General features: G+C 53.8%; 25 protein-coding genes and 3 tRNA genes. 26 read left to right on the top strand and 2 right to left on the bottom strand.

From position 1 onward, the window contains the following. The first annotated feature begins 52 nt into the window (after positions 1–52). From ACIP6T_RS01780 to nei, 4 genes are read left to right on the top strand one after another with little or no spacing between them, the layout of a single operon-like run. Positions 53–781 carry a DUF969 domain-containing protein gene (locus ACIP6T_RS01780; RefSeq protein WP_345827074.1) on the top strand — a complete coding sequence of 243 codons (729 nt, stop codon included), beginning with the start codon at positions 53–55 and terminating at the stop codon, positions 779–781. Further along, entirely contained in the window at positions 781–1,797 is a 1,017-nt protein-coding gene (locus ACIP6T_RS01785) for a DUF979 domain-containing protein (RefSeq protein ID WP_345827073.1), read from the top strand. The genes ACIP6T_RS01780 and ACIP6T_RS01785 overlap by 1 nt, the downstream gene beginning before the upstream one ends. A gap of 7 nt (positions 1,798–1,804) precedes the next feature. Then, positions 1,805–2,452, top strand: a complete 648-nt coding sequence (gene pcp / locus ACIP6T_RS01790) for a pyroglutamyl-peptidase I (RefSeq protein WP_345827072.1) — start codon at positions 1,805–1,807, stop codon at positions 2,450–2,452. An 11-nt stretch (positions 2,453–2,463) separates the two neighbouring features. Next, positions 2,464–3,252: an endonuclease VIII gene (nei, locus tag ACIP6T_RS01795; RefSeq protein ID WP_345827071.1), complete on the top strand. Its 789-nt coding sequence runs from the start codon at positions 2,464–2,466 to the stop codon at positions 3,250–3,252. Between the two features lie 51 nt (positions 3,253–3,303). On the opposite strand, the gene ACIP6T_RS01800 is transcribed toward nei, so the two are convergent. After that, positions 3,304–4,587, bottom strand: a complete 1,284-nt coding sequence (locus ACIP6T_RS01800) for a citrate synthase (protein ID WP_345827070.1) — start codon at positions 4,585–4,587, stop codon at positions 3,304–3,306. A gap of 596 nt (positions 4,588–5,183) precedes the next feature. On the opposite strand from ACIP6T_RS01800, the gene sdhC reads away from it, so the two are divergent. The 22 genes from sdhC (at position 5,184) to ACIP6T_RS01910 (ending at position 24,883) form a co-directional block, all read left to right on the top strand. Beyond that, the gene (sdhC, locus tag ACIP6T_RS01805; RefSeq protein WP_176519120.1) at positions 5,184–5,615 is read left to right on the top strand and encodes a succinate dehydrogenase cytochrome b556 subunit; all 432 of its coding nucleotides are present in this window, start codon (positions 5,184–5,186) and stop codon (positions 5,613–5,615) included. Then, complete coding sequence (gene sdhD / locus ACIP6T_RS01810) at positions 5,609–5,956, top strand: succinate dehydrogenase membrane anchor subunit (protein WP_049850912.1); 348 nt, start codon at positions 5,609–5,611, stop codon at positions 5,954–5,956. The genes sdhC and sdhD overlap by 7 nt, the downstream gene beginning before the upstream one ends. Further along, positions 5,957–7,723 (top strand): succinate dehydrogenase flavoprotein subunit, encoded by a 1,767-nt coding sequence (sdhA, locus tag ACIP6T_RS01815; protein ID WP_097094553.1) that lies wholly within the window; start codon positions 5,957–5,959, stop codon positions 7,721–7,723. A 14-nt stretch (positions 7,724–7,737) separates the two neighbouring features. Further along, entirely contained in the window at positions 7,738–8,454 is a 717-nt protein-coding gene (locus tag ACIP6T_RS01820; RefSeq protein WP_097094552.1) for a succinate dehydrogenase iron-sulfur subunit, read from the top strand. Between the two features lie 205 nt (positions 8,455–8,659). After that, positions 8,660–11,467, top strand: a complete 2,808-nt coding sequence (sucA, locus tag ACIP6T_RS01825; protein WP_400455058.1) for a 2-oxoglutarate dehydrogenase E1 component — start codon at positions 8,660–8,662, stop codon at positions 11,465–11,467. Positions 11,468–11,482: 15 nt separating this feature from the next. Next, positions 11,483–12,706 carry a 2-oxoglutarate dehydrogenase complex dihydrolipoyllysine-residue succinyltransferase gene (odhB, locus tag ACIP6T_RS01830; RefSeq protein ID WP_097094550.1) on the top strand — a complete coding sequence of 408 codons (1,224 nt, stop codon included), beginning with the start codon at positions 11,483–11,485 and terminating at the stop codon, positions 12,704–12,706. Between the two features lie 61 nt (positions 12,707–12,767). Further along, positions 12,768–13,934 (top strand): ADP-forming succinate--CoA ligase subunit beta, encoded by a 1,167-nt coding sequence (sucC, locus tag ACIP6T_RS01835; RefSeq protein ID WP_345827068.1) that lies wholly within the window; start codon positions 12,768–12,770, stop codon positions 13,932–13,934. Continuing rightward, on the top strand, positions 13,934–14,809 hold the full coding sequence (gene sucD, locus ACIP6T_RS01840) for a succinate--CoA ligase subunit alpha (protein WP_101763214.1): 876 nt from the start codon (positions 13,934–13,936) through the stop codon (positions 14,807–14,809). Before sucC ends, sucD begins: the two co-directional genes overlap by 1 nt. A gap of 660 nt (positions 14,810–15,469) precedes the next feature. Then, on the top strand, positions 15,470–17,041 hold the full coding sequence (gene cydA / locus ACIP6T_RS01845; protein ID WP_097094549.1) for a cytochrome ubiquinol oxidase subunit I: 1,572 nt from the start codon (positions 15,470–15,472) through the stop codon (positions 17,039–17,041). Positions 17,042–17,052: 11 nt separating this feature from the next. Further along, the gene (gene cydB, locus ACIP6T_RS01850; RefSeq protein WP_097094548.1) at positions 17,053–18,192 is read left to right on the top strand and encodes a cytochrome d ubiquinol oxidase subunit II; all 1,140 of its coding nucleotides are present in this window, start codon (positions 17,053–17,055) and stop codon (positions 18,190–18,192) included. 15 nt (positions 18,193–18,207) lie between these two features. After that, positions 18,208–18,321: a cytochrome bd-I oxidase subunit CydX gene (gene cydX / locus ACIP6T_RS01855; protein WP_097094547.1), complete on the top strand. Its 114-nt coding sequence runs from the start codon at positions 18,208–18,210 to the stop codon at positions 18,319–18,321. Then, positions 18,321–18,614: a cyd operon protein YbgE gene (gene ybgE / locus ACIP6T_RS01860; RefSeq protein WP_345827067.1), complete on the top strand. Its 294-nt coding sequence runs from the start codon at positions 18,321–18,323 to the stop codon at positions 18,612–18,614. Before cydX ends, ybgE begins: the two co-directional genes overlap by 1 nt. A gap of 180 nt (positions 18,615–18,794) precedes the next feature. Then, positions 18,795–19,217: a tol-pal system-associated acyl-CoA thioesterase gene (ybgC, locus tag ACIP6T_RS01865; protein ID WP_370659782.1), complete on the top strand. Its 423-nt coding sequence runs from the start codon at positions 18,795–18,797 to the stop codon at positions 19,215–19,217. Next, positions 19,214–19,900: a Tol-Pal system protein TolQ gene (tolQ, locus tag ACIP6T_RS01870; protein WP_034829162.1), complete on the top strand. Its 687-nt coding sequence runs from the start codon at positions 19,214–19,216 to the stop codon at positions 19,898–19,900. Before ybgC ends, tolQ begins: the two co-directional genes overlap by 4 nt. A gap of 13 nt (positions 19,901–19,913) precedes the next feature. Beyond that, a complete protein-coding gene (tolR, locus tag ACIP6T_RS01875; RefSeq protein ID WP_097094544.1) occupies positions 19,914–20,345 on the top strand; it encodes a colicin uptake protein TolR in 432 nt (143 codons plus the stop codon). Positions 20,346–20,370: 25 nt separating this feature from the next. After that, positions 20,371–21,612, top strand: coding sequence for a cell envelope integrity protein TolA (tolA, locus tag ACIP6T_RS01880; RefSeq protein ID WP_345827066.1), 1,242 nt, complete (start codon positions 20,371–20,373; stop codon positions 21,610–21,612). Between the two features lie 116 nt (positions 21,613–21,728). Further along, the gene (tolB, locus tag ACIP6T_RS01885; RefSeq protein WP_097094542.1) at positions 21,729–23,024 is read left to right on the top strand and encodes a Tol-Pal system beta propeller repeat protein TolB; all 1,296 of its coding nucleotides are present in this window, start codon (positions 21,729–21,731) and stop codon (positions 23,022–23,024) included. Between the two features lie 64 nt (positions 23,025–23,088). Then, entirely contained in the window at positions 23,089–23,610 is a 522-nt protein-coding gene (gene pal / locus ACIP6T_RS01890) for a peptidoglycan-associated lipoprotein Pal (RefSeq protein WP_097094541.1), read from the top strand. Between the two features lie 9 nt (positions 23,611–23,619). Beyond that, on the top strand, positions 23,620–24,411 hold the full coding sequence (cpoB, locus tag ACIP6T_RS01895; RefSeq protein ID WP_097094540.1) for a cell division protein CpoB: 792 nt from the start codon (positions 23,620–23,622) through the stop codon (positions 24,409–24,411). Between the two features lie 166 nt (positions 24,412–24,577). Next, positions 24,578–24,653, top strand: a tRNA-Lys gene (locus tag ACIP6T_RS01900). Positions 24,654–24,706: 53 nt separating this feature from the next. Beyond that, positions 24,707–24,782, top strand: a tRNA-Lys gene (locus ACIP6T_RS01905). Between the two features lie 25 nt (positions 24,783–24,807). Beyond that, positions 24,808–24,883 (top strand) — tRNA-Lys (locus tag ACIP6T_RS01910). 83 nt (positions 24,884–24,966) lie between these two features. On the opposite strand, the gene ACIP6T_RS01915 is transcribed toward ACIP6T_RS01910, so the two are convergent. Then, on the bottom strand, positions 24,967–26,430 hold the full coding sequence (locus ACIP6T_RS01915) for an AlkA N-terminal domain-containing protein (RefSeq protein WP_400455065.1): 1,464 nt from the start codon (positions 26,428–26,430) through the stop codon (positions 24,967–24,969). Between the last annotated feature and the right edge of the window lie 73 nt (positions 26,431–26,503).

The raw sequence follows: 26,503 nt of genomic DNA on the forward strand, positions 1-26,503 counted from the left end.
TACTCATTGCCCGGCATCACGCCGGGCTTTGTATTTTTGACGAGGGAACAAGATGGACAACGTGGTAAATCTCTGGCCGTTACTTGGCATTGCCGCCATCATTCTGGGTTTTATGCTGCGCTTTAACCCGGTGCTGGTAGTCATTGTCGCGGGTTTCGTCACCGGCCTGGCGGCGCATATGCCGTTAACGGATATTCTGGAAAAGCTCGGCTCCGGCTTCCTTAATACACGCAATCTTCCGCTAATTTTGCTGCTGCCGCTGGCGGTTATCGGTTTGCTGGAGCGTCATGGCCTGAAGGAGCGGGCGCAAAGCTGGATCGCGCAGATCAAAACGGCCACCGCAGGTCGTTTGCTGATCGTCTACCTGTTTGTGCGTGAAATTACCGCTGCGTTAGGCTTAACCAGCCTTGGCGGCCATCCGCAAATGGTGCGCCCGCTGCTGGCGCCGATGGCCGAAGGCGCAACGGAAAACCGTTACGGTGAGGTCTCGCCGGAGGTGCGCCATCGCCTGCGCGCGATGTCCGCCGCCACCGATAATATTGGTCTGTTCTTTGGTGAAGATATCTTTGTTGCCTTCGGCGCGATCATCTTTATGCACAACTTCATGCAGGAGTCTGCGGGAATTAGCACCGAACCGCTGCATATCGCACTGTGGGGCATCCCCACCGCACTCTGCGCTTTCCTCATCCATTCGGCGCGTCTGGTGCGTCTTGACCGTCAGCTTTCGCGTGAACTGGGCGCGTTGAACCAGCAAGCTCTTAATGCCAAAGGAGGGCAGTAATGTTCCAGCAACAATATTTGATGTGGCTGGCAGGCGTGATCCTGCTGGTGGTTGCCGTTCTCTCCTGGCGTGATAGCGCCAACCCGCGCCGTTTTACTACCGGGCTGTTCTGGGCATTATATGGCCTGATTTTTTTGATTGGCGACGGTGCTTATCAATTGATGGGACAGTGGGCGGGTGATGCCGAACTGGGCCGCCGCGGGTTGCACATCGCCGTAGGCGTTGCCGTGGTGGTGATGGCGCTGATTGCCGGTTTCGGTGGCGTACGGCTGGGGCGTTACCATCAGCGCAGCGATGAGCAAAAACAGGAGAGCGCCAAACGTCTGCGCAATAAACTGTTCCTGCCAGCGCTGGCGATACCTTTGGTGACGGTAGTGGGTGTGCTGGCGTTCAACCATATTCCTGGTTTGCAGGAAAAAGTATTTGGACCCGGCAATCACTCCACGCTGGTGACGTTGTTCTCAATGATGATTGGCTGTCTGCTCGGTTGGCTGATTGCGTTGAACATCACCCACGAAAAACCGCTGCAGTCGATGCAGGAAACCCGCCGTCTGCTGGATGCGGTCGGCTGGGCGTTTATTCTGCCGCAGATTCTCGCCACGCTCGGCCTGCTGTTCACCAGCGCCGGTGTCGGCAGCGCGATTTCACACCTCACAGAGCAGTATCTGGCGGTGGATAATCGCCTGATTGCCGTGGCCGTGTATGCCATTGGCATGGCATTGCTAACCATGGTGATGGGCAATGCTTTCGCTGCGTTCCCGATTGTTACCGCCGGGATTGGTATTCCGATTCTGGTGCTGCAACACGGTGGCAATCCGGCGGTGATGGCAGCAATCGGCATGTTCTCCGGTTACTGCGGTACGTTAATGACACCAATGGCAGCCAACTTCAACATTGTACCGGCGCGCCTGTTAGAGTTGCCGGATCGTAACGCGGTGATCAAGGCTCAGGTACCAACCGGTGTGCTACTGTTGTTGGTAAATATTTTCCTGCTCTACTTCCTGATGTTCTTGTGAGGTCACAATGAAAACGGTGTTAATGACGGCGTTCGAGCCGTTTGGCGGTGAAAACATTAACCCTTCATGGGAGGCTGTACGCTCTTTTGATGGCAAAGAAATTGCTGGTGCGCGCATTGTGGTGCGCCAGCTGCCGGTGGTGTTTGCCACCTGCGGTGAAGTGCTGACGCGCGCGCTGGAAGAGATTCAGCCCGATCGCGTGCTCTGTGTTGGTCAGGCGGGGGGACGATCCGACATTACCGTTGAACGCGTCGCGATTAACGTTGATGATGCACGCATTCCGGACAACGACCAGCAGCAGCCAATCGATCAATCCATCGTGGCGGATGGCCCGGCGGCCTATTTCTCCACGCTGCCAATCAAAGCCATGGTTGCGGCCTTGCGTGAAGTGGGGGTGCCGGCTTCGGTATCGCAAACCGCCGGGACCTTTACCTGTAATCACGTGATGTACAGCCTGCTGCACTGGATTCACACCACGAACAGTAAGGCGCGCGGCGGTTTTATTCATATTCCGTATATGCCGGAACAAGCGGTGCATCATCCTGGTGTGGCAAGTATGGCAACCGCCAGCGTGATTAAGGCGCTGGAAACCTCGCTACAGGTGGTTTTGAGTACCGAAAATGATATCCGCGTCGTCGGTGGCGCCACCCACTAACAGGAGTTGTTATGCCAGAGGGACCGGAGATCCGCCGCGCGGCGGATCAGCTGGCAGAGGCAATGGAAGGCAAGCCACTCACCGATGTGTGGTTTGCTTTTCCCGAGCTGAAAACCTACGAACCGGCGCTGATGGGAGCCACCGTCAACGCTTTTGAAACGCGCGGCAAAGCGCTGCTAACGCACTTCTCAAACGGCCTGACACTCTACAGTCACAATCAGCTATACGGCGTCTGGCGCGTGGTGCCAACCGGTACGCAGCCGAATACCACGCGACAGCTGCGCGTGCGGCTCGCCAATGCCGATAACACCATTTTGCTCTACAGCGCCTCAGACATTGAGTTGCTCAACGCTGATACCTTAGCGGCACATCCCTTTTTACAACGGGTTGGACCGGATGTGTTAGATGCCAGCTTAACCGTGGATGACGTGCGCGAGCGCCTGTTATCGCCGCGCTTTCGACGTCGTCAGTTCAGCGGCCTGCTGCTCGATCAGGCTTTTCTCGCCGGCTTGGGCAATTATCTGCGCGTGGAGATTTTGTGGCACGCCGGATTGCTGGCGTCGCATCGTGCGCAGGATTTAAGTGAGCAGCAGCTCACGGCGCTGAGTGAAGCGATGCTGGCGGTGCCGCGTTTGTCTTATCAGATGCGTGGCAGCATGAAGAAATATCACGAAGATGCCGCGTTTCGCTTTGAGGTGTTTCATCGTCAAGGCAAAAAATGTCGGCGTTGCGGGGCGGTGATTGAGAAGGGGGTATTGTCATCGCGGCCATTTTATTGGTGTCCGGGATGCCAGGTGTAGCGGTGCGATCTCGCGCACAATAAAAAAGGCGGCCATGTGGCCGCCTTTTGTTTATTTGTCCAGCTCCGAGGTAAATGGACGCTCGGTGTAACCGGTATACAGCTGACGCGGACGGGCAATTTTCATGCCTTCGTCGTGCATCTCTTTCCAGTGTGCAATCCAGCCCACGGTGCGCGCCATGGCGAAGATGACGGTAAACATGGAAGACGGAATGCCCATCGCTTTCAGGATAATGCCTGAGTAGAAATCGACGTTTGGATAGAGTTTACGCTCGATGAAGTACGGGTCGTTCAGCGCAATATGTTCCAGCTCCATCGCCACTTCCAGCAGGTCATCTTTCATCCCCAGCTCGTTCAGCACTTCGTGACAGGTGTCGCGCATTACGGTGGCACGCGGATCGTAATTCTTATAAACGCGGTGGCCAAAGCCCATCAGACGGAACGAATCGTTCTTGTCTTTCGCACGTTTTACAAACTCTGGAATGTGCTCAACGGTGCTGATCTCTTCCAGCATGCGCAGCGTCGCTTCGTTGGCACCGCCGTGTGCCGGTCCCCACAGTGAAGCGATACCTGCGGCGATACAGGCAAACGGGTTCGCGCCGGAAGAGCCTGCGGTACGCACGGTTGAAGTTGATGCATTCTGCTCATGGTCGGCGTGCAGAATCAGAATACGGTCCATGGCGCGTTCCAGCACCGGGTTAACTTTGTACTCTTCGCACGGCGTGGCGAACATCATGTGCAGGAAGTTACCGGCATAAGAGAGGTCGTTGCGTGGATACACAAACGGCTGGCCGATGGAGTATTTGTAGCACATCGCTGCCATGGTCGGCATTTTCGATAGCAGGCGGAAGGCGGCGATTTCACGGTGACGCTCAATGTTGACGTCTAAAGAGTCGTGATAAAACGCGGCCAGCGCGCCAGTCACCCCACACATCACCGCCATTGGATGTGAATCGCGGCGGAAGCCGTGGAACAGTCGGGTGATTTGCTCGTGGATCATGGTGTGGCGGGTAACGATGGTGCGGAATTCTTCGAACTGAGCCTGAGTCGGGGCTTCGCCATTCAGCAAAATGTAACACACTTCAAGGTAATTAGAGTGGGTTGCCAGCTGGTCAATCGGGAAACCGCGGTGTAACAGAATGCCTTCATCACCATCAATGAAAGTGATTTTGGATTCGCATGACGCCGTAGAGGTGAAGCCGGGATCGAAGGTGAACAGGCCTTGTGAGCCAAGGGCGCGGACATCAACAACATCTTGTCCCAGCGTGCCTTGCATCACATCCAGTTCAACAGAAGTATTATCTTGTAGGGTTAGCGTCACTTTTTTATCTGTCATTATTTCGTCTCCATAGCGCCTTAGTAGGTAAGGATCTTAGACACCAGAATAGCCTTCATATTGCATAAAACCACAATCTTCACAGCATCACTCTGCGGTAACGTTTGTCGTGCAGGGTTACAGTGTGAACGCTGAATTTGGGCCATTCGGTGGCGTCGGGGCATGACATGCTGCACATCGCGGATGTTAAAGATCCTGTCACGACATAACTTCTTGGTAACCAATAACCTGATGCTTTGCATTGCTTGTAGTGGCAATGTTACATAACTTGAGCTTAGGGGAAAGTGTATCCCCATAACTTTTGTGCATCATAGGGCTTTAATGCGATTGTTTGTAACTGAAATGTTGATCTTTTGTCAAATCAGATAATTAAAAATGTATGAATTGTGAAATTCGTGAGGATGATCACTGTTCAGCCTAAATGTGACCAAAGAGATTGTAGGGGAATTGTAATCAGAATGTGATCCTCCTATACTGCGGCCAGGTCTCCGGAACACCCTGACACCAGGAGCCACCCAGCGTTTTACCCGCTTTATTTAACACTGGATGTTGCTATTTTGGTGGCGGTTGCAGTCTGAACACACGCTGTGTCTCTGATGCAACTCAGGACCGGAGGAAGCAAAATAAAAAAGAGCTGTGTGGGCAAAACCGTGAAAAAACAAAGACCTGTTAACTTGGATCTCTCGACGATCCGGTTTCCCGTTACTGCAATATCGTCCATTCTCCACCGCGTCTCCGGCGTGATCACCTTTGTCGCTCTCGGAATTCTGCTCTGGTTACTGGGTCTCTCTCTCTCCTCTCCAGAAGGTTTCCTGCAAGCGGCATCCATCATGGATAGCTTCTTCGCCAAATTCATCATGTGGGGCATTTTAACTGCGCTGGCGTATCACGCCGTGAGCGGTATTCGTCATATGTTGGCTGATTTTGGTGTGACGGCAGAAACCCTGCAGGTGGGAACCCGTTCCGCGCAAGCGGCTTTTGTTATCACTGTCGTGCTCTCAATTTTGGCTGGAGTCCTCGTATGGTAAGCAATGCTTCTGCATTAGGACGCAACGGTATTCATGACTGGCTGTTACTGCGTGCTGCTGCAATCTTAATTACGCTCTACATTCTCTACATCCTCGGTTTTGTCGTGATGACAGGCACGCTGACGTATGACGTCTGGCATGGCTTCTTCTCTTCTGCTTTCACCAAAGTGTTCACCATGTTGACGCTGTTCTCGATTCTGATCCACGGCTGGATTGGGATGTGGCAGGTGCTGACTGACTACGTGAAACCAGTAGCAACCCGTTTGCTGCTGCAGTTTGTGATTGTGGTTGCGCTGTTGTCATACGCGATTTATGGAACCGTTGTAGTGTGGGGTGTGTAAATGAGTTTGCCAGTCAGAGAATTTGATGCCGTGGTGATCGGCGCGGGTGGGGCAGGAATGCGTGCCGCTCTGCAAATCTCCCAATCGGGCCAGACTTGTGCCCTGTTATCCAAAGTTTTCCCAACCCGTTCCCATACCGTATCGGCGCAGGGCGGTATTACCGTTGCGCTGGGCAATACCCATGAAGATAACTGGGAATGGCACATGTATGACACCGTCAAAGGTTCCGACTATATCGGTGACCAGGACGCGATCGAATATATGTGTCATGTTGGTCCAGAAGCGATTCTGGAGCTGGAACATATGGGTTTACCATTCTCTCGTCTTGATGACGGCCGCGTGTATCAGCGTCCGTTTGGTGGCCAGTCGAAAAACTTTGGCGGTGAGCAGGCAGCGCGTACCGCTGCGGCTGCCGACCGTACTGGCCACGCCTTACTGCATACGCTGTATCAGCAGAACCTGAAGAACAAAACCACCATCTTCTCCGAATGGTATGCGCTGGATCTGGTGAAAAACGAAGACGGTGCGATTGTCGGCTGTACCGCTATCTGCATGGAAACCGGTGAAACCGTCTACTTCAAAGCCAAAGCCACCATTCTGGCCACGGGCGGTGCGGGACGTATTTATCAATCCACCACCAACGCACACATCAACACCGGTGACGGTGTCGGTATGGCGCTGCGCGCAGGCGTTCCGGTGCAGGATATGGAAATGTGGCAGTTCCACCCAACCGGCATTGCTGGCGCGGGCGTGCTGGTCACCGAAGGGTGCCGTGGTGAAGGCGGTTACCTGCTGAACAAGCACGGTGAACGCTTCATGGAGCGTTATGCACCGAACGCCAAAGATTTGGCGGGTCGTGATGTCGTTGCACGTTCAATGATGGTGGAAATTCGTGAAGGTCGTGGTTGCGACGGCCCATGGGGCCCGCACATCAAACTGAAACTCGATCATCTTGGTGCTGAAGTGCTGGAGTCGCGTCTGCCGGGTATTCTTGAGCTGTCGCGTACCTTTGCCCACGTTGATCCCATTAAAGAACCGATCCCCGTCATCCCAACTTGCCACTATATGATGGGCGGCGTGCCGACCAAAGTAACCGGTCAGGCGCTGCGCGTGAATGAGCAGGGCGAAGATGTGGTGATTCCGGGTCTGTTTGCCGTCGGCGAAATTGCCTGCGTATCGGTACACGGCGCTAACCGTCTTGGCGGTAACTCGCTGCTCGATCTGGTGGTGTTCGGCCGCGCAGCCGGTGTGCATCTGCTTGAGTGCATTGAAGAGCAGGGCGAGCTGCGCGAGGCCACGCAAGAAAATATTGATGAAGCGATGGCGCGCTTTAACCGCTGGGAAAACAACACTACCGGTGAAGACCCGGTCGAAATCCGTAAAGCGCTGCAGCGCTGCATGCAGAACAACTTCTCGGTATTCCGCGAAGGTGATGCGATGCGTGAAGGTCTGGAAGAGCTGAAAGTGATTCGTGAGCGCCTGAAATCGGCGCGCCTTGATGATCGTTCGCCCGATTTCAATACTCAGCGTATCGAGTGCCTTGAGCTGGATAACCTGATGGAAACCGCTTACGCCACAGCTGTTGCCGCCAACTTCCGTACCGAAAGCCGTGGTGCGCACAGCCGCTTCGACTATCCGGAGCGCGATGATGAAAACTGGCTGTGCCACAGTCTCTATGTTCCGCAGACGGAAAGCATGACGCGCCGTGAGGTGAACATGCAACCGAAACTGCGTGCGGCCTTCCCGCCGAAAGCGCGTACTTACTAATTGCGGAGATCATCATGAGACTCGAATTTTCAATCTATCGTTATAACCCGGAAGTCGATGCCAAGCCGCGTATGCAAGAGTACACGCTGGAATCGGAAGATGGTCGCGACATGATGTTGCTGGATGCGCTGATCCGTCTGAAAGAGAAAGATCCGACGCTGGCTTTCCGTCGCTCATGCCGTGAAGGCGTGTGCGGTTCAGATGGTCTGAACATGAACGGTAAAAATGGCCTGGCGTGCATCACACCGATTTCTGCACTCGGCAACGGTTCGAAGAAAATTGTCATCCGTCCATTGCCAGGTTTGCCGGTGATCCGCGACCTCGTGGTAGACATGGGACAATTCTACGCACAGTATGAGAAGATTAAACCTTTCCTATTGAATAATGGGGAAAATCCACCGGCGCGCGAGCATTTACAGAGCCCGGCCGAGCGTGAGCATCTGGATGGATTGTACGAGTGTATTCTCTGCGCCTGCTGCTCCACTTCGTGCCCGTCGTTCTGGTGGAACCCGGACAAGTTCATCGGTCCGGCTGGCCTGTTGGCCGCTTACCGTTTCCTGATTGACAGCCGCGACACGGAAACCAATGCGCGTCTCGACAATCTAAACGATGCTTTCAGTGTTTTCCGCTGTCACAGCATCATGAACTGTGTGAGCGTGTGCCCGAAAGGCCTAAACCCAACGCGCGCTATCGGCCATATTAAGTCGATGCTGCTGCAACGCGGGGCGTAACAGTAAGTCACTGTCCGGGAACTGAGGTTCCCGGATGTTTACGGAAGCCTCTATAAGCGCGGTACTGACCACGCTTATAAAGGTTCCCTTACGAGCCAGGCGCCGGTAGCGCACAGGTTCGTATCGCTGAACTCACTACGGCAAGCCGCGTAAGCGGTAACAAATGAAACCTCATAAAAAGCAGATTAATGCTTAAGGGATCACAATGCAGAACAGCGCGATGAAACCCTGGCTGGACTCCTCCTGGCTGGCCGGCGCGAACCAATCTTACATAGAGCAACTCTATGAGGATTTCCTGACCGATCCTGACTCAGTTGATGACATGTGGCGCGAGCTGTTCCAGCAGCTGCCGGGCACTGGCGTGAAACCTGAGCAATTTCACTCCACCACGCGTGATTACTTCCGCCGCCTGGCAAAAGACGCTACGCGTTACACGTCAACCGTGACCGATCCGGCGACCAATTCTAAACAGGTTAAAGTGCTGCAGCTGATTAATGCGTTCCGCTTCCGCGGCCATCAGCATGCAAACCTCGATCCTCTTGGCCTGTGGAAGCAGGAAACCGTAGCGGATCTCGATCCGGCTTATCACGATCTGACCGACGCCGATTTTCAAGAAAGCTTTAACGTAGGTTCTTTTGCTATCGGCAAAGAAACCATGAAGCTGGCCGATCTGTTCGCGGCGCTGCAGCAGACTTATTGTGGCTCGATTGGTGCAGAGTACATGCACATTAACAACACCGATGAGAAGCGCTGGATTCAGCAGCGTTTGGAATCGGTGGTGGGCCATGCGTCTTTCAGCAGCGACGAGAAAAAAGGTTTCCTGAAAGAGCTGACCGCGGCAGAAGGCCTGGAAAAATATCTGGGTGCCAAATTCCCGGGTGCGAAACGCTTCTCGCTGGAAGGTGGCGATGCGCTGGTACCGATGCTGCGTGAGATGATTCGTCACGCAGGTAAGAGCGGCACGCGCGAAGTGGTGCTGGGTATGGCGCACCGCGGTCGTCTGAACGTGCTGATTAACGTCCTGGGTAAAAAACCGCAGGATCTGTTCGACGAATTCTCCGGCAAGCACAAAGAACATCTCGGCACCGGCGACGTGAAGTACCACATGGGCTTCTCGTCTGACGTGGAAACCGAAGGCGGCCTGGTGCATCTGGCACTGGCGTTCAACCCGTCGCATCTGGAAATCGTTAGCCCGGTCGTCATGGGTTCGGTGCGTGCGCGTCTGGATCGTCTGGCTGAACCAAGCAGCAATAAAGTTCTGCCTATCACCATACACGGTGATGCTGCAGTAATCGGCCAGGGCGTGGTGCAGGAAACCCTGAACATGTCGCAGGCGCGTGGTTACGAAGTGGGCGGTACCGTTCGCATCGTCATCAACAACCAGGTTGGTTTTACCACCTCCAACCCGAAAGATGCGCGCTCTACGCCGTACTGTACTGACATCGGCAAGATGGTGCTGGCGCCGATTTTCCACGTCAATGCGGACGATCCAGAAGCGGTGGCGTTTGTCACTCGCCTGGCGCTGGATTATCGCAACACCTTCAAACGCGATGTCTTCATCGATCTGGTGTGCTATCGCCGTCACGGCCACAACGAAGCCGATGAGCCAAGTGCCACTCAGCCGTTGATGTACCAGAAAATCAAAAAGCATCCAACGCCGCGTAAACTCTATGCCGACCAGCTGGAAAGCGAAGGCGTAGCGACTAGCGAAGATGCCACCGAAATGGTGAATCTCTACCGCGATGCGCTGGATGAAGGCGAATGCGTGGTGCCAGAATGGCGTCCGATGAGCCTGCATTCCTTCACCTGGTCGCCGTATCTCAACCACGAGTGGGATGAGAGCTACCCAGCAACCGTGGAACTGAAACGCCTGCAGGAACTGGCGCGCCGCATCAGCAGCGTACCGGAATCGGTAGAAGTGCAGTCACGCGTCGCCAAGATTTACAACGATCGTAAAGAGATGGCCGAAGGCAACAAAGCGTTCGACTGGGGCGGTGCAGAAAACCTCGCCTACGCCACGCTGGTTGACGAAGGCATTCCGGTGCGTTTGTCCGGTGAAGATACGGGTCGCGGCACCTTCTTCCATCGTCATGCGGTGATTCACAATCAGACTAACGGCTCAACCTACACGCCGCTGCACCATGTCCATAACGGTCAGGGTCAGTTTAAAGTGTGGGATTCCGTGCTGTCTGAAGAAGCGGTACTGGCCTTCGAATACGGTTACGCCACCGCCGAGCCGCGCGTGCTCACCATTTGGGAAGCGCAGTTCGGCGACTTCGCCAACGGTGCACAGGTGGTCATCGATCAGTTCATCAGCTCCGGCGAGCAGAAATGGGGCCGGATGTGTGGCCTGGTGATGTTGCTGCCACACGGTTATGAAGGCCAGGGCCCTGAGCACTCCTCGGCGCGTCTGGAGCGTTATCTGCAACTCTGTGCTGAGCAGAACATGCAGGTGTGCGTGCCTTCAACGCCAGCGCAGGTTTACCACATGCTGCGTCGTCAGGCGTTGCGCGGTATGCGCCGTCCGCTGATCGTGATGTCGCCGAAATCTCTGCTGCGTCATCCGCTGGCAATTTCCACGCTGGAAGAGTTAGCGACCGGCAGCTTCCAGCCAGCGATCGGTGAGATCGACGATTTGGATCCGCAGCAGGTTAAGCGTGTGGTGCTGTGTTCGGGCAAGGTTTATTACGATCTGCTGGAGCAGCGCCGTAAGAACGAGCAGACCGACGTGGCCATCGTACGTATCGAACAGCTCTATCCGTTCCCGCACAAAGTCGTGCAGGACGTATTGAAAAACTATGCTCATGTGCAGGATTTCGTGTGGTGTCAGGAAGAGCCGCTGAATCAGGGCGCATGGTATTGCAGTCAGCATCATTTCCGCGAAGTGGTTCCATTTGGTGCGTCACTGCGTTATGCAGGCCGTCCGGCTTCTGCTTCACCGGCCGTGGGCTACATGTCCGTACATCAAAAACAGCAGCAAGACCTGGTTAATGACGCGCTGAACCTTGGTTAATAAAAAGGAAAGAAAATGAGTAGCGTAGAAATTCTCGTTCCCGATTTGCCTGAATCCGTAGCGGACGCAACGGTTGCAACCTGGCACAAAAAACCTGGCGACTCTGTGAGCCGCGATGAAGTACTGGTTGAAATTGAAACCGACAAAGTGGTGCTGGAAGTGCCTGCTTCAGCGGACGGCATTCTGGAAGCCGTGCTGGAAGAGGAAGGGGCTACCGTGACTTCGCGCCAGATTCTGGGTCGCCTGAAAGAGGGCAACAGCGGCGGGAAAGAGACAGCGGCAAAAGCAGAAAGCAACGAGTCTACTCCGGCTCAGCGCCAGACTGCTTCGCTGGAAGAAGAGAGCAACGATGCGCTCAGCCCAGCGGTACGCCGTCTGATTGCTGAAAACAACCTTGATGCCAGCCAGATCAAAGGCACGGGCGTTGGCGGCCGTCTGACGCGTGAAGATGTGGAAAAACATTTGGCGAAGAAAGCCGACGGCGGCAAAGCTGCATCAGCGCCAGCCGCTGCCGCGGCACCGCAGGCTGCTGTGGCTAACCGCAGCGAAAAACGCGTACCGATGACGCGTCTGCGTAAGCGTGTGGCCGAGCGTCTGCTGGAAGCGAAAAACAGCACCGCTATGTTGACCACTTTCAACGAAATCAACATGAAGCCAATCATGGATCTGCGTAAGCAGTACGGTGATGCGTTTGAAAAACGTCACGGCGTGCGTCTGGGCTTCATGTCCTTCTACATCAAGGCGGTGGTTGAAGCGCTGAAACGCTTCCCGGAAGTCAACGCGTCTATTGATGGCGAAGATGTGGTTTACCACAACTATTTCGATGTGAGCATTGCGGTTTCTACCCCGCGTGGCTTGGTAACGCCTGTGCTGAAAGATGTTGATGCGCTGAGCATGGCCGACATTGAGAAGAAGATTAAAGAGCTGGCAGTGAAAGGCCGTGACGGCAAGCTGACGGTTGAAGAGCTGACCGGCGGTAACTTCACCATCACCAACGGTGGTGTGTTTGGTTCGCTGATGTCCACGCCAATCATTAACCCTCCGCAGAGCGCCATTCTGGGCATGCACGCCATCAAAGAGCGCCCAATGGCGGTCAATGGTCAGGTGGTGATTTTGCCAATGATGTATCTGGCGCTCTCTTACGATCACCGTCTGATTGATGGTCGTGAATCCGTTGGCTATCTGGTCGCGGTGAAAGAGATGCTGGAAGATCCAGCGCGCCTGCTGCTCGACGTCTAATTTCGCCGGGTGCGCGGTGATAAAGGCGCACCCAAAATCTTACCTGAATGGATAGAACATCATGAACTTACATGAATACCAGGCGAAGCAGCTGTTTGCACGCTATGGCATGCCAGCACCGACAGGCTACGCCTGCACCACGCCACGTGAAGCCGAAGAAGCCGCGTCTAAAATTGGCGCCGGTCCGTGGGTAGTGAAATGTCAGGTTCATGCCGGTGGCCGCGGTAAAGCGGGCGGCGTGAAAGTGGTTAACAGTAAAGAAGATATTCGTGCTTTCGCTGAGCATTGGCTGGGCAAACGTCTGGTGACCTATCAAACTGACGCGCACGGCCAGCCGGTAAACCAGATTCTGGTTGAAGCCGCCACTGATATCGATCAGGAGCTGTATCTGGGCGCGGTGGTTGACCGTGCAACCCGTCGCGTGATCTTCATGGCCTCGACGGAAGGCGGTGTTGAGATTGAGAAAGTGGCAGAAGAAACGCCACACTTGATCCACAAGATGGCGCTGGATCCTCTGGCAGGTCCTCAGCCGTATCAGGGGCGCGAGTTGGCATTCAAACTGGGCCTGACCGGTAAGCAAGTCAGCCAGTTCACCAAAATCTTCATGGGTCTGGCGACCATGTTCCTCGAGCGCGATCTGGCAATGGTTGAGATCAACCCGCTGGTGATCACCAAGCAGGGCGACCTGATCTGCCTGGATGGTAAATTAGGCGCAGACGGTAACGCACTGTTCCGTCAGCCGGAGCTGCGTGAAATGCGCGATCCAAGCCAGGAAGATCCACGTGAAGCGCACGCAACACAGTGGGAACTGAACTACGTTGCGCTGGATGGCAACATCGGCTGCATGGTGAACGGCGCCGGTCTGGCGATGGGCACCATGGACATCGTGAAACACCACGGTGGTGAGCCGGCAAACTTCCTTGATGTTGGCGGCGGCGCAACCAAAGAGCGCGTGACTGAAGCCTTCAAAATCATCCTGTCTGACGATGCCGTTAAAGCGGTATTCGTTAACATCTTCGGCGGCATCGTGCGTTGCGACTTGATCGCAGACGGCATCATTGGTGCGGTAGCAGAAGTGGGTGTGAGCGTGCCAGTGGTGGTACGTCTGGAAGGTAACAACGCCGAGCTGGGCGCTAAGAAACTGGCGGACAGCGGTCTGAATATCATTGCAGCAACCAGCCTGACAGACGCAGCACAGCGTGTTGTCGCTGCAGCGGAGGGTAAATAATGTCCATTTTGATCGACAAAAACACCAAAGTCATTTGCCAGGGTTTCACCGGTGGTCAAGGGACATTCCACTCTGAGCAGGCGCTGGCCTACGGTACGCAGCTGGTTGGCGGTGTCACGCCAGGCAAAGGCGGCACCACGCATCTTGGCCTGCCCGTGTTCAACACCGTGCGCGAAGCGGTAGAAGCGACTGGCGCAACCGCCACCGTGATCTACGTTCCGGCGCCGTTCTGCAAAGACGGTATCCTGGAAGCTATCGATGCGGGTATCAAGCTGATCATCACCATCACTGAAGGTATTCCAACCCTGGATATGCTGACCGTGAAAGTGAAGCTGGATGAAGCAGGCGTACGTATGATCGGCCCGAACTGCCCAGGCGTGATCACCCCAGGCGAATGTAAGATCGGTATTATGCCGGGCCACATTCACCAGCCGGGCCGCGTAGGTATCGTCTCGCGTTCAGGAACGCTGACCTATGAAGCCGTTAAGCAGACTACGGACATCGGCTACGGCCAGTCTACCTGCGTCGGTATCGGTGGTGACCCGATCCCAGGCTCTAACTTCATCGACATCCTGAAACTGTTCCAGGAAGATCCACAGACCGAAGCGATCGTGATGATCGGTGAGATCGGTGGTAGCGCGGAAGAAGAAGCGGCTGCCTACATCAAAGCACACGTGACCAAACCCGTTGTGGGCTACATTGCCGGTGTAACTGCACCGAAAGGCAAGCGTATGGGTCACGCAGGTGCCATCATTGCCGGTGGTAAGGGCACTGCTGATGAGAAGTTTGCTGCACTGGAAGCGGCCGGTGTGAAAACCGTTCGTAGCCTTGCCGATATTGGTGATGCGGTTAAAGCGGTTCTGCCCATTAAATAAGTCATCGGTCAGATGTAAAAGAGCCACCTTCGGGTGGCTTTTTTTATGTGATAACCCATCAAACCGCAGGGAAAAAAATCCTAACAACTTGAAAAACTGCGGCTATGCTTACTCTGTCATCCAGGTAAAGAAGGGAAAATTCGCTGGATTTAAGCCAAAAAGTTGAAAGATAGATTCCCGCAATGAGGTTAAATATTTGCGGGAAAGGTAATTATATTCTTAATTAAATTTTGTGGTTTTGACAATTAATTAACAACGACTTTATCAATACATATTTGGAAATTTATTGTCTTAATCCAGATCAATAATTTGCGACTTAAAGGAAACTTTACCGCTGGCAAAGCGCAACCTAACCAGTATAAATTGCGCTGCATCAATTCAGTCTTCTTCATAATTTTTCAGGAGTTTGTGTCAGGCGTTGTCATATCAATTCTGCCGCCTCCCCATATCACTCCTGCTCGAAATTGACTGAAATGATCGGATTTTCAGGGAATTTCGTCACTGTTACTCGCTCTCTTCGGGCAGCAGGTTTCTCTGTTCTATCAGTAACAAAACTGGAATCAATAATCAGTCGTTCCTGAATCTTATTCTGCGCGTCAATGTCTGTTGTTTGCCGTTGTCATCCGCAGAGCGAGTTCATGCGAGGAGCAAGGAGTCATCATGTTAGATATTGTCGAGCTGTCGCGTTTACAGTTTGCCCTAACGGCGATGTACCATTTCCTGTTCGTGCCTTTAACGCTAGGTATGGCGTTTTTGCTGGCGATCATGGAAACCGTATATGTCCTGACGGGGAAACAAATTTATAAAGATATGACCAAGTTCTGGGGCAAGTTATTTGGTATTAACTTTGCGCTAGGCGTGGCTACCGGTCTGACAATGGAGTTTCAGTTCGGTACTAACTGGTCATATTACTCCCACTACGTCGGCGATATTTTCGGTGCGCCGCTGGCCATCGAAGGCTTGATGGCGTTCTTCCTCGAATCCACCTTTGTCGGCCTGTTTTTCTTCGGCTGGGATCGCCTGGGCAAGGTTCAACACCTTGCGGTGACCTGGTTGGTGGCACTCGGTTCGAATATGTCGGCGCTGTGGATTTTGGTGGCGAACGGCTGGATGCAAAATCCCATCGCATCAGAATTTAATTTCGAAACCATGCGCATGGAGATGGTGAGTTTCTCCGAGCTGATCCTCAATCCGGTGGCGCAGGTGAAATTCGTGCACACCGTAGCTGCGGGCTACACCACCGGAGCCATGTTCATTCTTGGTATTAGCGCATGGTATCTGCTGAAAGGGCGTGATATCGCTTTTGCTAAACGCTCTTTTGCTATCGCAGCAAGTTTCGGCATGGCAGCGATTTTGTCCGTTATCGTACTGGGTGATGAATCCGGTTATGAAATCGGCGACGTGCAGAAAACCAAACTGGCCGCAATTGAAGCGGAGTGGGAAACCCAGCCGGCACCGGCCGCGTTTACCCTGTTTGGTATCCCGGATCAGGACACACAGCAAAATAAATATGCCATTCAGATCCCGTATCTGCTTGGCCTGATCGCGACGCGTTCAGTTGATACGCCGGTTACTGGGCTGAAAGATCTTTTGGCGCAGCATGAAGTGCGTATCCGTAACGGCATGAAAGCCTATGCATTGCTGAACGAATTGCGTGCAGGTAGCAAAGATCCGGCGGTGCGTAGCCAGTTTGAAGGCAGCAAGCAAGATCTCGGTTATGGTCTGCTGTTAAAACGCTATACCTCGGATGTGGCTAACGCTACTGAAGCGCAAATTCAGAAAGCAACTCAGGACTCTATCCCGCGTGTGGCGCCGTTGTACTTCGCCTTCCGCATCATGGTGCTGGGCGGTGTGTTGATGCTGGGAATCATCACTCTCTCCTTCTGGAGCGTTATTCGCAACCGTATTGGTAAATCTCGTTGGCTGATGAAAGCGGCGCTATACGGCATTCCGCTACCATGGATTGCAATTGAGTCCGGTTGGTTTGTTGCCGAATATGGTCGTCAGCCATGGGCGATTGGTGAGGTGCTGCCAACAGCGGTAGCCAACTCTTCATTGACCGTCGGCGATCTGCTGTTCTCGATGATTCTGATTTGCGGTCTCTACACCTTGTTCCTCGTGGCGGAAATGTACCTGATGTTCAAGTTTGCGCGCCTCGGTCCAAGCAGCCTGAAAACCGGCCGCTATCATCATGAAACGCTGAAATCATCATCTCAGCCGGTGCGTGGATAAGGAGAGCTACCATGTTTGACTATGAAGTTTTGCGCTTTATCTGGTGGCTGCTGATTGGCGTGTTGCTGATCGGTTTTGCGGTTACCGACGGCTTTGATATGGGCGTGGGCATGCTAACGCGTGTGCTTGGCCGCACCGATACCGAGCGCCGTATCATGATTAACAGCATTGCGCCGCACTGGGACGGAAACCAGGTTTGGCTGATCACCGCCGGTGGTGCGCTGTTCGCGGCCTGGCCGATGGTGTATGCCGCCGCCTTCTCTGGCTTCTACGTAGCGATGATTCTGGTGCTTGCTTCACTGTTCTTCCGCCCGGTGGGTTTCGACTACCGCTCGAAGATTGAGGATATGCGCTGGCGCGGCATGTGGGATTGGGGCATCTTCATTGGTAGCTTTGTGCCGCCGCTGGTGATTGGTGTAGCGTTCGGTAACCTGCTGCAAGGCGTGCCGTTCCATGCCGATGAATATCTGCGCCTCTTCTATACCGGTAACTTCTTCCAGCTGCTGAATCCGTTTGGCCTGTTAGCGGGTGTGGTGAGTGTGGCGATGATCCTGACGCAAGGGGCCACGTACCTGCAAATGCGTACAACCGGTGAATTACACCTGCGCACCCGCAGTACCGCACAGATCTCAGCGTTGGTAATGATGGTGTGCTTCGTGCTTGCCGGCGTGTGGGTGAAATATGGTATTGACGGTTATGTACTGAAAAGCGTCATCGATCATCACGCCGCATCCAACCCGCTGGGTAAAGATGTCGTGCGTGAAGCCGGTGCATGGATGGTGAATTTTGAGCAGACGCCGGTGTTGTGGCTGTTCCCGCTGTTGGGCGTCGTGCTGCCACTGCTGACCGTTCTCTGCTCGCGTTTGGAGAAAGGTGCCTGGGCATTTATCTTCTCTTCACTGACACTGGCCTGCGTCATTATGACCGCTGGTATCGCGATGTTCCCATTCATCATGCCTTCCAGCACCGTGCCGGGCATCAGCCTGACCATGTGGGATGCCACGTCTAGCCTGCTGACGCTGAAAGTGATGACCATTGCCGCCATCATCTTTGTACCGATTATCCTGGCGTACACCGCCTGGTGTTATTACAAGATGTTTGGCCGTATCACTAAAGAACACATTGAGAGCAATACGCACTCCCTGTACTGATTAAGGAGATTGAGCATGTGGTATTTTGCCTGGATTCTTGGCACCTTGCTGGCCTGTGCGTTCGGTGTGATCACGGCGCTGGCGCTGGAGCATGTTGAAGAGAGCAGCGCGAAGGATAAACAAGCCTGATGCGCGCAGTGATTCAGACACTCTATCGTCTGATGGACAAGGGCCCGTTACGGGCCCTTTCGTTGATCCTTGCGCTGTGGCTGGCGGGCTGTGTTATTTGGCAGCCCTCACGCTTTGCCGCGCGAACCAGTGATTTAGCGATATGGCATGGACTTTTGCTGATTTGGGCCGTCTGCGCTGGCGTTATTCACGGCAGCGGATTCCGTCCGCAGCGTTTACGCTGGCAGGCGCTGTTCTCTCCGCTACCGGCGGTGCTGGTACTGCTGATCGGTATCGTCTGGTTCTATCATTAAGTTCTGAATCAGGACTTAAAAATGCTGCTTTTTCAGGCGCTGACGTGAGGTTTTGTCAGCGTCAGGTCAAGAAACATCCTAAAAATCCTTCCAGTTGTTAACCTGTGATAATTATTTTCTCCTGGCTCTGGCGGACCATTCCCAAGCCAATCTCTCTTGCGTATAGTAGCAACGTTTAAAATGAGACCGGGATGTAGAGTGAGTACTACGCTGTTTCGCTGGCCGGTTCGGGTCTATTACGAAGACACCGATGCTGGTGGTGTGGTTTACCACGCCAGTTATCTTGCTTTCTATGAACGAGCACGTACCGAAATGCTGCGCCAGCATCATTTCAATCAGCAAGTCCTGTTGGAAGAGCAGGTCGCTTTTGTGGTACGACGCATGACGATTGATTTTGTTGCGGCCGCACGTCTTGACGACCTTCTGGAGATTCAAACAGAAGTCACCGCAATGACCCGTGCAACCATGACATTCTCACAGCGTATCGTGAATGCAGAAGGCAAAGTGCTAAATGAAGCAGAAGTCCTGATTGCCTGCATCAACCCACATCTAATGAAGCCAATTGCGCTTCCCAAGTCTATTGTCGCGGAGTTCAAGCAGTGACTGACATGAATGTTCTTGATTTGTTCCTGAAGGCAAGCCTTCTGGTCAAACTTATCATGTTGATTTTGATCGGCTTTTCCATTGCCTCTTGGGCAATCATTATTCAACGCACGCGCATTTTGAATGCTGCCGGGCGTGAAGCCGAAGCATTTGAAGATAAGTTTTGGTCGGGTATTGAGCTTTCACGCCTTTATCAGGAAAGCCAGGGGCGCCGTGATGAACTGGGCGGCTCTGAGCAGATTTTCTATTCGGGTTTCAAAGAGTTTGCGCGCTTGCATCGTGCCAATAACCATGCACCGGAAGCAGTGGTGGAGGGTGCGAGCCGTGCAATGCGTATTTCTATGAATCGTGAACTGGAAGCGCTGGAAAACCACATTCCTTTCCTTGGCACCGTGGGTTCCATCAGTCCGTATATTGGTCTGTTTGGTACGGTGTGGGGGATCATGCACGCCTTTATCGCCCTCGGGGCGGTAAAACAGGCAACGCTGCAAATGGTTGCACCCGGTATTGCCGAAGCGTTGATCGCTACCGCCATCGGTCTGTTTGCGGCCATTCCTGCCGTTATGGCGTACAACCGTCTGAACCAGCGCGTGAATAAACTGGAACAGGGCTACGACAACTTTATGGAAGAGTTCACGGCTATCCTGCATCGTCAGGCTTTCTCCACCGACAACACGAAGTAAGTCGAGGTTAACGATGGCCAGAACCCGTGGTCGCGGTGGACGCCGCGAACTTAAGTCGGAAATCAACATTGTTCCTCTTCTGGACGTGCTGTTGGTGTTGCTGCTCATCTTTATGGCAACGGCGCCGATTATTACGCAGAGCGTGGAAGTGGACCTGCCGGATGCAACAGACTCGAAAACCGTTTCGACCGATGATAATCCACCGGTGATTGTTGAAGTGGCGGGCATTGGGCAGTACAGCCTGGTGGTGGATCACGATCGTATGACGCAATTGCCGCCGGAACAGGTGGTAAGTGAAGCGCAGCGCCGGATTGAAGCCAATCCGAAAACGGTCTTTCTGATCGGCGGTGCGAAAGACGTCCCTTACGACGAAATCATCAAGGCGCTGAACCTGTTGCATCAGGCTGGCGTGAAATCTGTCGGTTTGATGACGCAGCCGATTTAAAGCCAACCGTTTTTGGGAACCGAGAGTGTCGAAGGCAACCGAGCAGAACGACAAGTTAAAGCGCGCGATAATCGTGTCGGTGATTCTGCACATTGTGCTGATAGCCTTACTGATTTGGAGCTCGTTTAACGAGAAAATCGAATCCAGCGGCGGTGGCGGTGGCAGTGATATTGACGCAGTAATGGTCGATTCCGGCGCCGTGGTTGAACAATATAACCGCCAGCAGAATCAGCAAAGAGACAGTCAGCGTGCCGAGCAGCAGCGTCAGAAACAGTCGCAGCAGCAGGCCGAAGAGTTACAGCAGAAACAGGCCGCCGAGCAGCAACGCTTGAAACAGATGGAAAAAGAGCGTTTGCAGGCTCAGCAAGAAGCGAAAGAGCAGGCGAAACAGCAGGCTGAGCAGCAGAAAGCCGCTGAGGCTGCCGCGAAGCAGGCGCAGGAACAGCAGAAAACTGCCGAAGCAGCTGCCGCAAAAGCCAAGGCCGATGCCAAAGCAGAAGCGGATGCGCAGGCAAAAGCTGCCGCTGATGCCAAAGCCAAAGCGGTAGAAGAGGCTAAACAAGCTGCGGCTGACGCGAAGAAAAAAGCGGAAGAGCAAGCGAAGGCTGCTGCTGCTGAAGCGGCAAAAGAGAAAGCGGCGCAGCAGGCAAAAGCCGCCGCCGAAGCGAAAGCCAAAGCGGACGCTGAAGCGAAAGCCCAGGCCGCTGCCGATGCGAAGGCTAAAGCGGCTCAGGAAGCGAAAGAAGCTAAAGAGCAAGCGGCGGCGGAAGCGAAAGAGAAAGCGGCAGCTGAAGCGAAAGCTAAGGCCGATGCGGCAGCCAAGGCAAAAGCAAAAGCGGCGGCTGATGCAAAAAAAGCCGCTGCTGAAGCGGCTAAGAACGAAAATGCGGTTGACGATCTGTTGGGTGGTTTGTCTTCTGGTAAGAATGCACCGAAAAGCGGTACCGCTTCTGGTGGCGCGGCAGGGCAGGGCAATCAGAAGAAGGCCGGAGCGTCAGGCGCAGATATCAATAATTACATGGGGCAAGTAGTCGGCGCGATTCAGAGCCGTTTCTACGATGCTGATTTGTATAAAGGTAAAGAGTGCAACCTGCGCATTAAGCTGGCACCGGATGGTTTGCTGATTGATGTTAAATCGGAAGGTGGTGATCCAGCCTTGTGTCAGGCGGCTATCGCTGCTGCGAAGCAGGCTCGTATTCCTAAACCGCCTTCTCAGGCAGTGTATGAAGTGTTTAAAAACGCACCTATGCGTTTCAAACCGGAATAATGCAGTAACGTATGGCAGGTTGAACTATGGTTAGCTTGCCGTACTCTATGAGTACTCGTGTTTTTCAGGAACTGTGCGAATTATCATGAACCTCTGGTTCAGGTAAGGGAGATAAGATGAAGCAGGCACTTCGTGTAACCTTAGGTTTTTTTGTACTGCTGTGGGCAGCTATGCTCCATGCAGAAGTACGTATTGAAATTACGCAGGGCGTTAACACCGCACGTCCTATTGGTGTGGTTCCGTTCCAATGGGCAGGCCCTGGTGCGGCACCAGAAGATATCGGCGGTATTGTAGGTGCCGACTTACGTAACAGCGGCAAATTTAACCCGCTGGATCGTTCCCGTCTGCCGCAGCAACCCGCGAGTGCGCAGGAAGTCCAGCCTGCTGCATGGAGCGCCTTGGGCATTGATGCGGTTGTAGTGGGCCAGGTAACGCCAAACGCTGACGGCAGCTATCAAATTGCCTATCAGCTGGTGGATACCGGTGGCGCACCAGGCACTGTATTGGCGCAGAACTCTTACAAAGTGACGAAGCAGTGGCTGCGCTATGCCGCGCACACCGCCAGTGACGAAGTGTTCGAGAAGCTGACCGGTATCAAAGGCGCATTCCGTACCCGTATTGCATATGTGGTTCAGACCAATGGCGGTCAGTTCCCGTATGAGTTGCGCGTGTCGGATTACGATGGCTACAACCAGTTTGTGGTTCACCGTTCACCGCAGCCATTGATGTCGCCAGCCTGGTCACCAGATGGCAGCAAAGTGGCTTACGTGACCTTTGAAAGTGGTAAATCTGCGCTGGTGGTTCAGACGCTGTCTAACGGTGCAATTCGTCAGGTCGCTTCTTATCCGCGCCACAACGGTGCGCCAGCCTTCTCACCGGACGGTTCTAAACTGGCCTTCGCGCTGTCGAAAACCGGTAGCCTTAACCTGTATGTGATGGATCTGGCTTCTGGCCAGACGCGTCAGGTAACGGACGGCCGTTATAACAGCACAGAACCGACGTGGTTCCCGGACAGCCAGACGTTGGCTTATACCTCGGATCAGGCCGGTGCGCCTCAGATTTATAAAGTTGGAGTTAACGGCGGTGCGCCACAACGTATTACCTGGGAAGGTGCGCAAAACCAGGATGCGGATGTGTCTACCGACGGCAAAACCATGGTGATGATCAGCAGCGCCGGTGGCGCGCAGCACGTCGCCAAACAGGATCTGGTAACGGGAGCCGTTCAAACAATAACGGATACGTTCCTGGATGAAACGCCAAGTCTGGCGCCAAACGGCACAATGGTAATCTATAGCTCTACTCAGGGGATGGGTTCCGTGTTGCAGTTGGTTTCAACCGACGGGCGTTTCAAAGCGCGTCTTCCGGCAACTGATGGACAGGTCAAATTCCCTGCCTGGTCGCCGTATCTGTGATGCATAGGTCCCCTGCACGGCGGGGGATTAAAATGTATGGCAAACAAAATAATAGGATAAAGAAATGCAACTGAATAAAGTGCTGAAGGGTTTGATGCTGGCTCTGCCGGTTATCGCAGTAGCTGCATGTAGCTCACACAAAAACAACAACAACGATCAGACTGGTATGGGCGCTAACGACGGTGCTTACGGTGCTGGTGCGGGCCAGAACGGTAACATGTCTTCTGACGAGCAAGCGCGCCTGCAGATGCAGCAGCTGCAGCAGAACAACATCGTTTACTTCGGTCTGGACAAGTATGACGTGCAGTCTGATTACGCTCAGATGCTGGATCAGCACGCTGCATTCCTGCGTAGCAACCCGTCTTACAAAGTGACCATCGAAGGTCATGCGGATGAGCGCGGTACCCCAGAATACAACATCGCCCTGGGCGAACGTCGTGCAAGCGCCGTTAAGATGTATCTGCAAGGCAAAGGCGTTTCTGCTGACCAGATGTCTATCGTTTCTTACGGTAAAGAAAAACCAGCTGTACTGGGTCATGACGAAGCGGCATACGCTAAAAACCGTCGTGCCGTACTGGTTTACTAAGATAATCGTATGATGAGTAACTTCAGACTTCATCTATTGAGTCTGTCGTTACTGGTTGGTTTAGCGGCCCCCTGGGCCGCTAATGCCCAGGCGTCAATCAGTAGCGTTGGCTCAGGCTCGGTCGAAGACCGCGTCACCACTCTTGAACGTATCTCTAATGCCCAGGCTCAGCTTTTGCAGCAGTTGCAGCAGCAGATGAGCGATAACCAAAGCGATATCGATTCGCTGCGCGGGCAAATCCAGCAAAACAGCTATCAGCTTAACCAGGTTGTTGAGCGCCAGAAACAGCTCTATCAGCAGATCGATAGCCTAAGCTCCGGCAGTAATGGTGCGCAGGCGAGCGGTAGTGCAGATGCGGCGGCAGGCGCAGCAGCTGCGAATAGCGCTAGCAGCGATAATGCCAGTGCGGCAGCGCCAGCTCAAACCGGCGACGCCAACACGGATTACAATGCTGCGGTTGCATTGATTCTGGAGAAGAAGCAGTACGATCAGGCCATTACAGCCCTGCAGGCTTGGGTGAAGAAATATCCTGATTCTACCTATCAGCCGAATGCCAATTACTGGCTCGGTCAGCTGTTTTACAACAAGGGTAAAAAAGACGATTCGGCCTATTATTTTGCCACTGTGGTAAAAAATTATGCGAAATCGCCAAAAGCCCCGGAAGCGCTGTTTAAGGTTGGCGTGATCATGCAAGAGAAGAACGACACGGCGAAAGCCAAAGCGGTCTTCCAACAGGTGATCAAACAATTCCCAAATAGTGATTCTGCTAAGCAGGCGCAAAAACGCCTTGCCGGGTTGTAATTTGTGCATAAAAGACCGGATTTCGTGTGATTTCTGGTCTTGCAGCATGAAAGGTAAGCGATTGAGTGATTTGGTGATAAATAAGGGTTGCGCCGCCCCGCTAAATCAGTAATATATGCCGCCGTTGCCGGGACATATCTTAACAAGTATCGGCAGCACTGAAGATGGGTCGTTAGCTCAGTTGGTAGAGCAGTTGACTTTTAATCAATTGGTCGCAGGTTCGAATCCTGCACGACCCACCATCTCAACCCGTTGTTAGTGAGATGATTTCTTCAGTAAGCTTCACAACCTTGATGGGTCGTTAGCTCAGTTGGTAGAGCAGTTGACTTTTAATCAATTGGTCGCAGGTTCGAATCCTGCACGACCCACCATCAAATCAGGTTGTAAGCCCCCAGCGGGTCGTTAGCTCAGTTGGTAGAGCAGTTGACTTTTAATCAATTGGTCGCAGGTTCGAATCCTGCACGACCCACCAGTTATGTAGAAAGGCGCCCTAAAGGCGCCTTTTTGCTTTTCTATGTTTTTTAAATGTTAGGTCCTTTCGGCTGTTGACTCGGTTTACTTGCTCTTAACCGGCGTCAGACTTTTCCAAATATGCAGCACCGCATAGCTGCGCCACGGTCGCCAAACCTGCGATAACTGCTCCGCCACTTTGGCACTCACGCCGCCGAGATTATTACGAATCGCAATGTCCTCTTTGGGAAACGCATCAGGCCAACGCAGCGCGCGCATCGCAATATAACTCGCCGTCCACGGCCCAATCCCTTTCAGCGCCAGCAACTGCTGCTGAACCACATCAGGATTCACCGCTCCGTTAAAGCGCAAGGCACCAGAAGTACACGCCTGCGCCAATGCCTGAATAGCATGAGAACGCGCACTCACAATCCCAAGGCTAGCGATATCATCAATGCTTGCCGCCGCCAGCGCCTCGGCATTGGGCGGCAGACGAGACAGCTCTGGCCACGGCGTTGCCAGCGGTTCGCCAAAGCGTTGTGCCATGCGACTACTCAGCGTCGTTGCGGCTTTCACCGTCACTTGTTGGCCGAGTATCGCCCGAACACCTAGCTCGAAGCCGTCAAACGCACCAGGAACGCGTAAACCGGGAAAGCGCGATAAACTCTCCGCCAGCAGCGCATCGTGGCTGAGGTGCTCTGCTATGCGCTGTGGCTGCGCATCCAAATCAAACAGATCGCGCAGACGACGTAACAGGGCGGGCAGTACCGGCGTTAGCGAAGTCGTGAATTGCACGTTCAATGACTGTTTCTCTGCGAGATGGCTCACGCGCACCCAACCGCGACAGCCGCCCAGCGCCACGGTGCGGTGATACAGGCCGTCGTTGACCCATTCCACCTCTTTCATTACGCGCTGCTGCAGGAAATCGAGCATCGCATCCCAATCGTAAGGCGGCCGATAACTGAGGCGCAGTTCGGCGCTTTCCTGCACCGAAGTAGTAGAATCGGGCTGACTCTGCTTGCGCAGGCGGGAAGGTGTCATGCGGTAGCGCGCCTGAAACACATCATTAAAACGTCTCAGACTACGGAAGCCGCTGGCGTAGGCAATTTCCGTTACCGGTAGCGAGGTTTCCGTCAGAAGCTGCTTAGCGAGCAGCATACGGCGCGTCTGACGCAATTCTAAGGGCGAAACACCGAGCTCCTGCTGCACCACACGCCGTAATTGACGTTCGCTGAGGTTGAACTCGCTGGCGATCTCTGCGAGCGTCTCCTGCTCTTCCAGCAAGCCCTCTTCAATACGGCGGATCAAACGATCGGCAATGCGATGATGACTATCCACCGGCGCAAAACCGGGCGCCAGTTCCGGGCGACAGCGTAAGCATGGTCGAAAATGCGCTTTCTCGGCGGCTTCTGCGCTGCTGAAAAACAGGCAGTTCTTCTGCATCGGTGCTTTCACCGGACAGATCGGTCGGCAATAAATGCCGGTTGACGTTACGCCGACAAAAAACAGCCCGTCAAAGCGACTATCGCGCGAGGTTAGCGCCTGGTAAGCAATTTCAGGATCAAACATCATCATCTCCAGCAAATAAACGGCATGGTCGCGCAAGCTCAACCGGAAAACTCGCTGCTTTCGGACAGCTAAC

The organism is Pantoea sp. NPDC088449 (assembly GCF_044753225.1).
In the GTDB taxonomy this organism is placed as follows: domain Bacteria; phylum Pseudomonadota; class Gammaproteobacteria; order Enterobacterales; family Enterobacteriaceae; genus Pantoea; species Pantoea floridensis.

Bases quoted from the DNA above. Each gene is read 5' to 3' on its own strand.
- ACIP6T_RS01780 (WP_345827074.1), top strand. From the start codon at position 53: ATGGACAACGTGGTAAATCTCTGGCCGTTACTTGGCATTGCCGCCATC.
- ACIP6T_RS01785 (WP_345827073.1), top strand. From the start codon at position 781: ATGTTCCAGCAACAATATTTGATGTGGCTGGCAGGCGTGATCCTGCTG.
- pcp (WP_345827072.1), top strand. From the start codon at position 1,805: ATGAAAACGGTGTTAATGACGGCGTTCGAGCCGTTTGGCGGTGAAAAC.
- nei (WP_345827071.1), top strand. From the start codon at position 2,464: ATGCCAGAGGGACCGGAGATCCGCCGCGCGGCGGATCAGCTGGCAGAG.
- ACIP6T_RS01800 (WP_345827070.1), bottom strand. From the start codon at position 4,587: ATGACAGATAAAAAAGTGACGCTAACCCTACAAGATAATACTTCTGTT.
- sdhC (WP_176519120.1), top strand. From the start codon at position 5,184: ATGCAACTCAGGACCGGAGGAAGCAAAATAAAAAAGAGCTGTGTGGGC.
- sdhD (WP_049850912.1), top strand. From the start codon at position 5,609: ATGGTAAGCAATGCTTCTGCATTAGGACGCAACGGTATTCATGACTGG.
- sdhA (WP_097094553.1), top strand. From the start codon at position 5,957: ATGAGTTTGCCAGTCAGAGAATTTGATGCCGTGGTGATCGGCGCGGGT.
- ACIP6T_RS01820 (WP_097094552.1), top strand. From the start codon at position 7,738: ATGAGACTCGAATTTTCAATCTATCGTTATAACCCGGAAGTCGATGCC.
- sucA (WP_400455058.1), top strand. From the start codon at position 8,660: ATGCAGAACAGCGCGATGAAACCCTGGCTGGACTCCTCCTGGCTGGCC.
- odhB (WP_097094550.1), top strand. From the start codon at position 11,483: ATGAGTAGCGTAGAAATTCTCGTTCCCGATTTGCCTGAATCCGTAGCG.
- sucC (WP_345827068.1), top strand. From the start codon at position 12,768: ATGAACTTACATGAATACCAGGCGAAGCAGCTGTTTGCACGCTATGGC.
- sucD (WP_101763214.1), top strand. From the start codon at position 13,934: ATGTCCATTTTGATCGACAAAAACACCAAAGTCATTTGCCAGGGTTTC.
- cydA (WP_097094549.1), top strand. From the start codon at position 15,470: ATGTTAGATATTGTCGAGCTGTCGCGTTTACAGTTTGCCCTAACGGCG.
- cydB (WP_097094548.1), top strand. From the start codon at position 17,053: ATGTTTGACTATGAAGTTTTGCGCTTTATCTGGTGGCTGCTGATTGGC.
- cydX (WP_097094547.1), top strand. From the start codon at position 18,208: ATGTGGTATTTTGCCTGGATTCTTGGCACCTTGCTGGCCTGTGCGTTC.
- ybgE (WP_345827067.1), top strand. From the start codon at position 18,321: ATGCGCGCAGTGATTCAGACACTCTATCGTCTGATGGACAAGGGCCCG.
- ybgC (WP_370659782.1), top strand. From the start codon at position 18,795: ATGAGACCGGGATGTAGAGTGAGTACTACGCTGTTTCGCTGGCCGGTT.
- tolR (WP_097094544.1), top strand. From the start codon at position 19,914: ATGGCCAGAACCCGTGGTCGCGGTGGACGCCGCGAACTTAAGTCGGAA.
- tolB (WP_097094542.1), top strand. From the start codon at position 21,729: ATGAAGCAGGCACTTCGTGTAACCTTAGGTTTTTTTGTACTGCTGTGG.
- pal (WP_097094541.1), top strand. From the start codon at position 23,089: ATGCAACTGAATAAAGTGCTGAAGGGTTTGATGCTGGCTCTGCCGGTT.
- cpoB (WP_097094540.1), top strand. From the start codon at position 23,620: ATGATGAGTAACTTCAGACTTCATCTATTGAGTCTGTCGTTACTGGTT.
- ACIP6T_RS01915 (WP_400455065.1), bottom strand. From the start codon at position 26,430: ATGTTTGATCCTGAAATTGCTTACCAGGCGCTAACCTCGCGCGATAGT.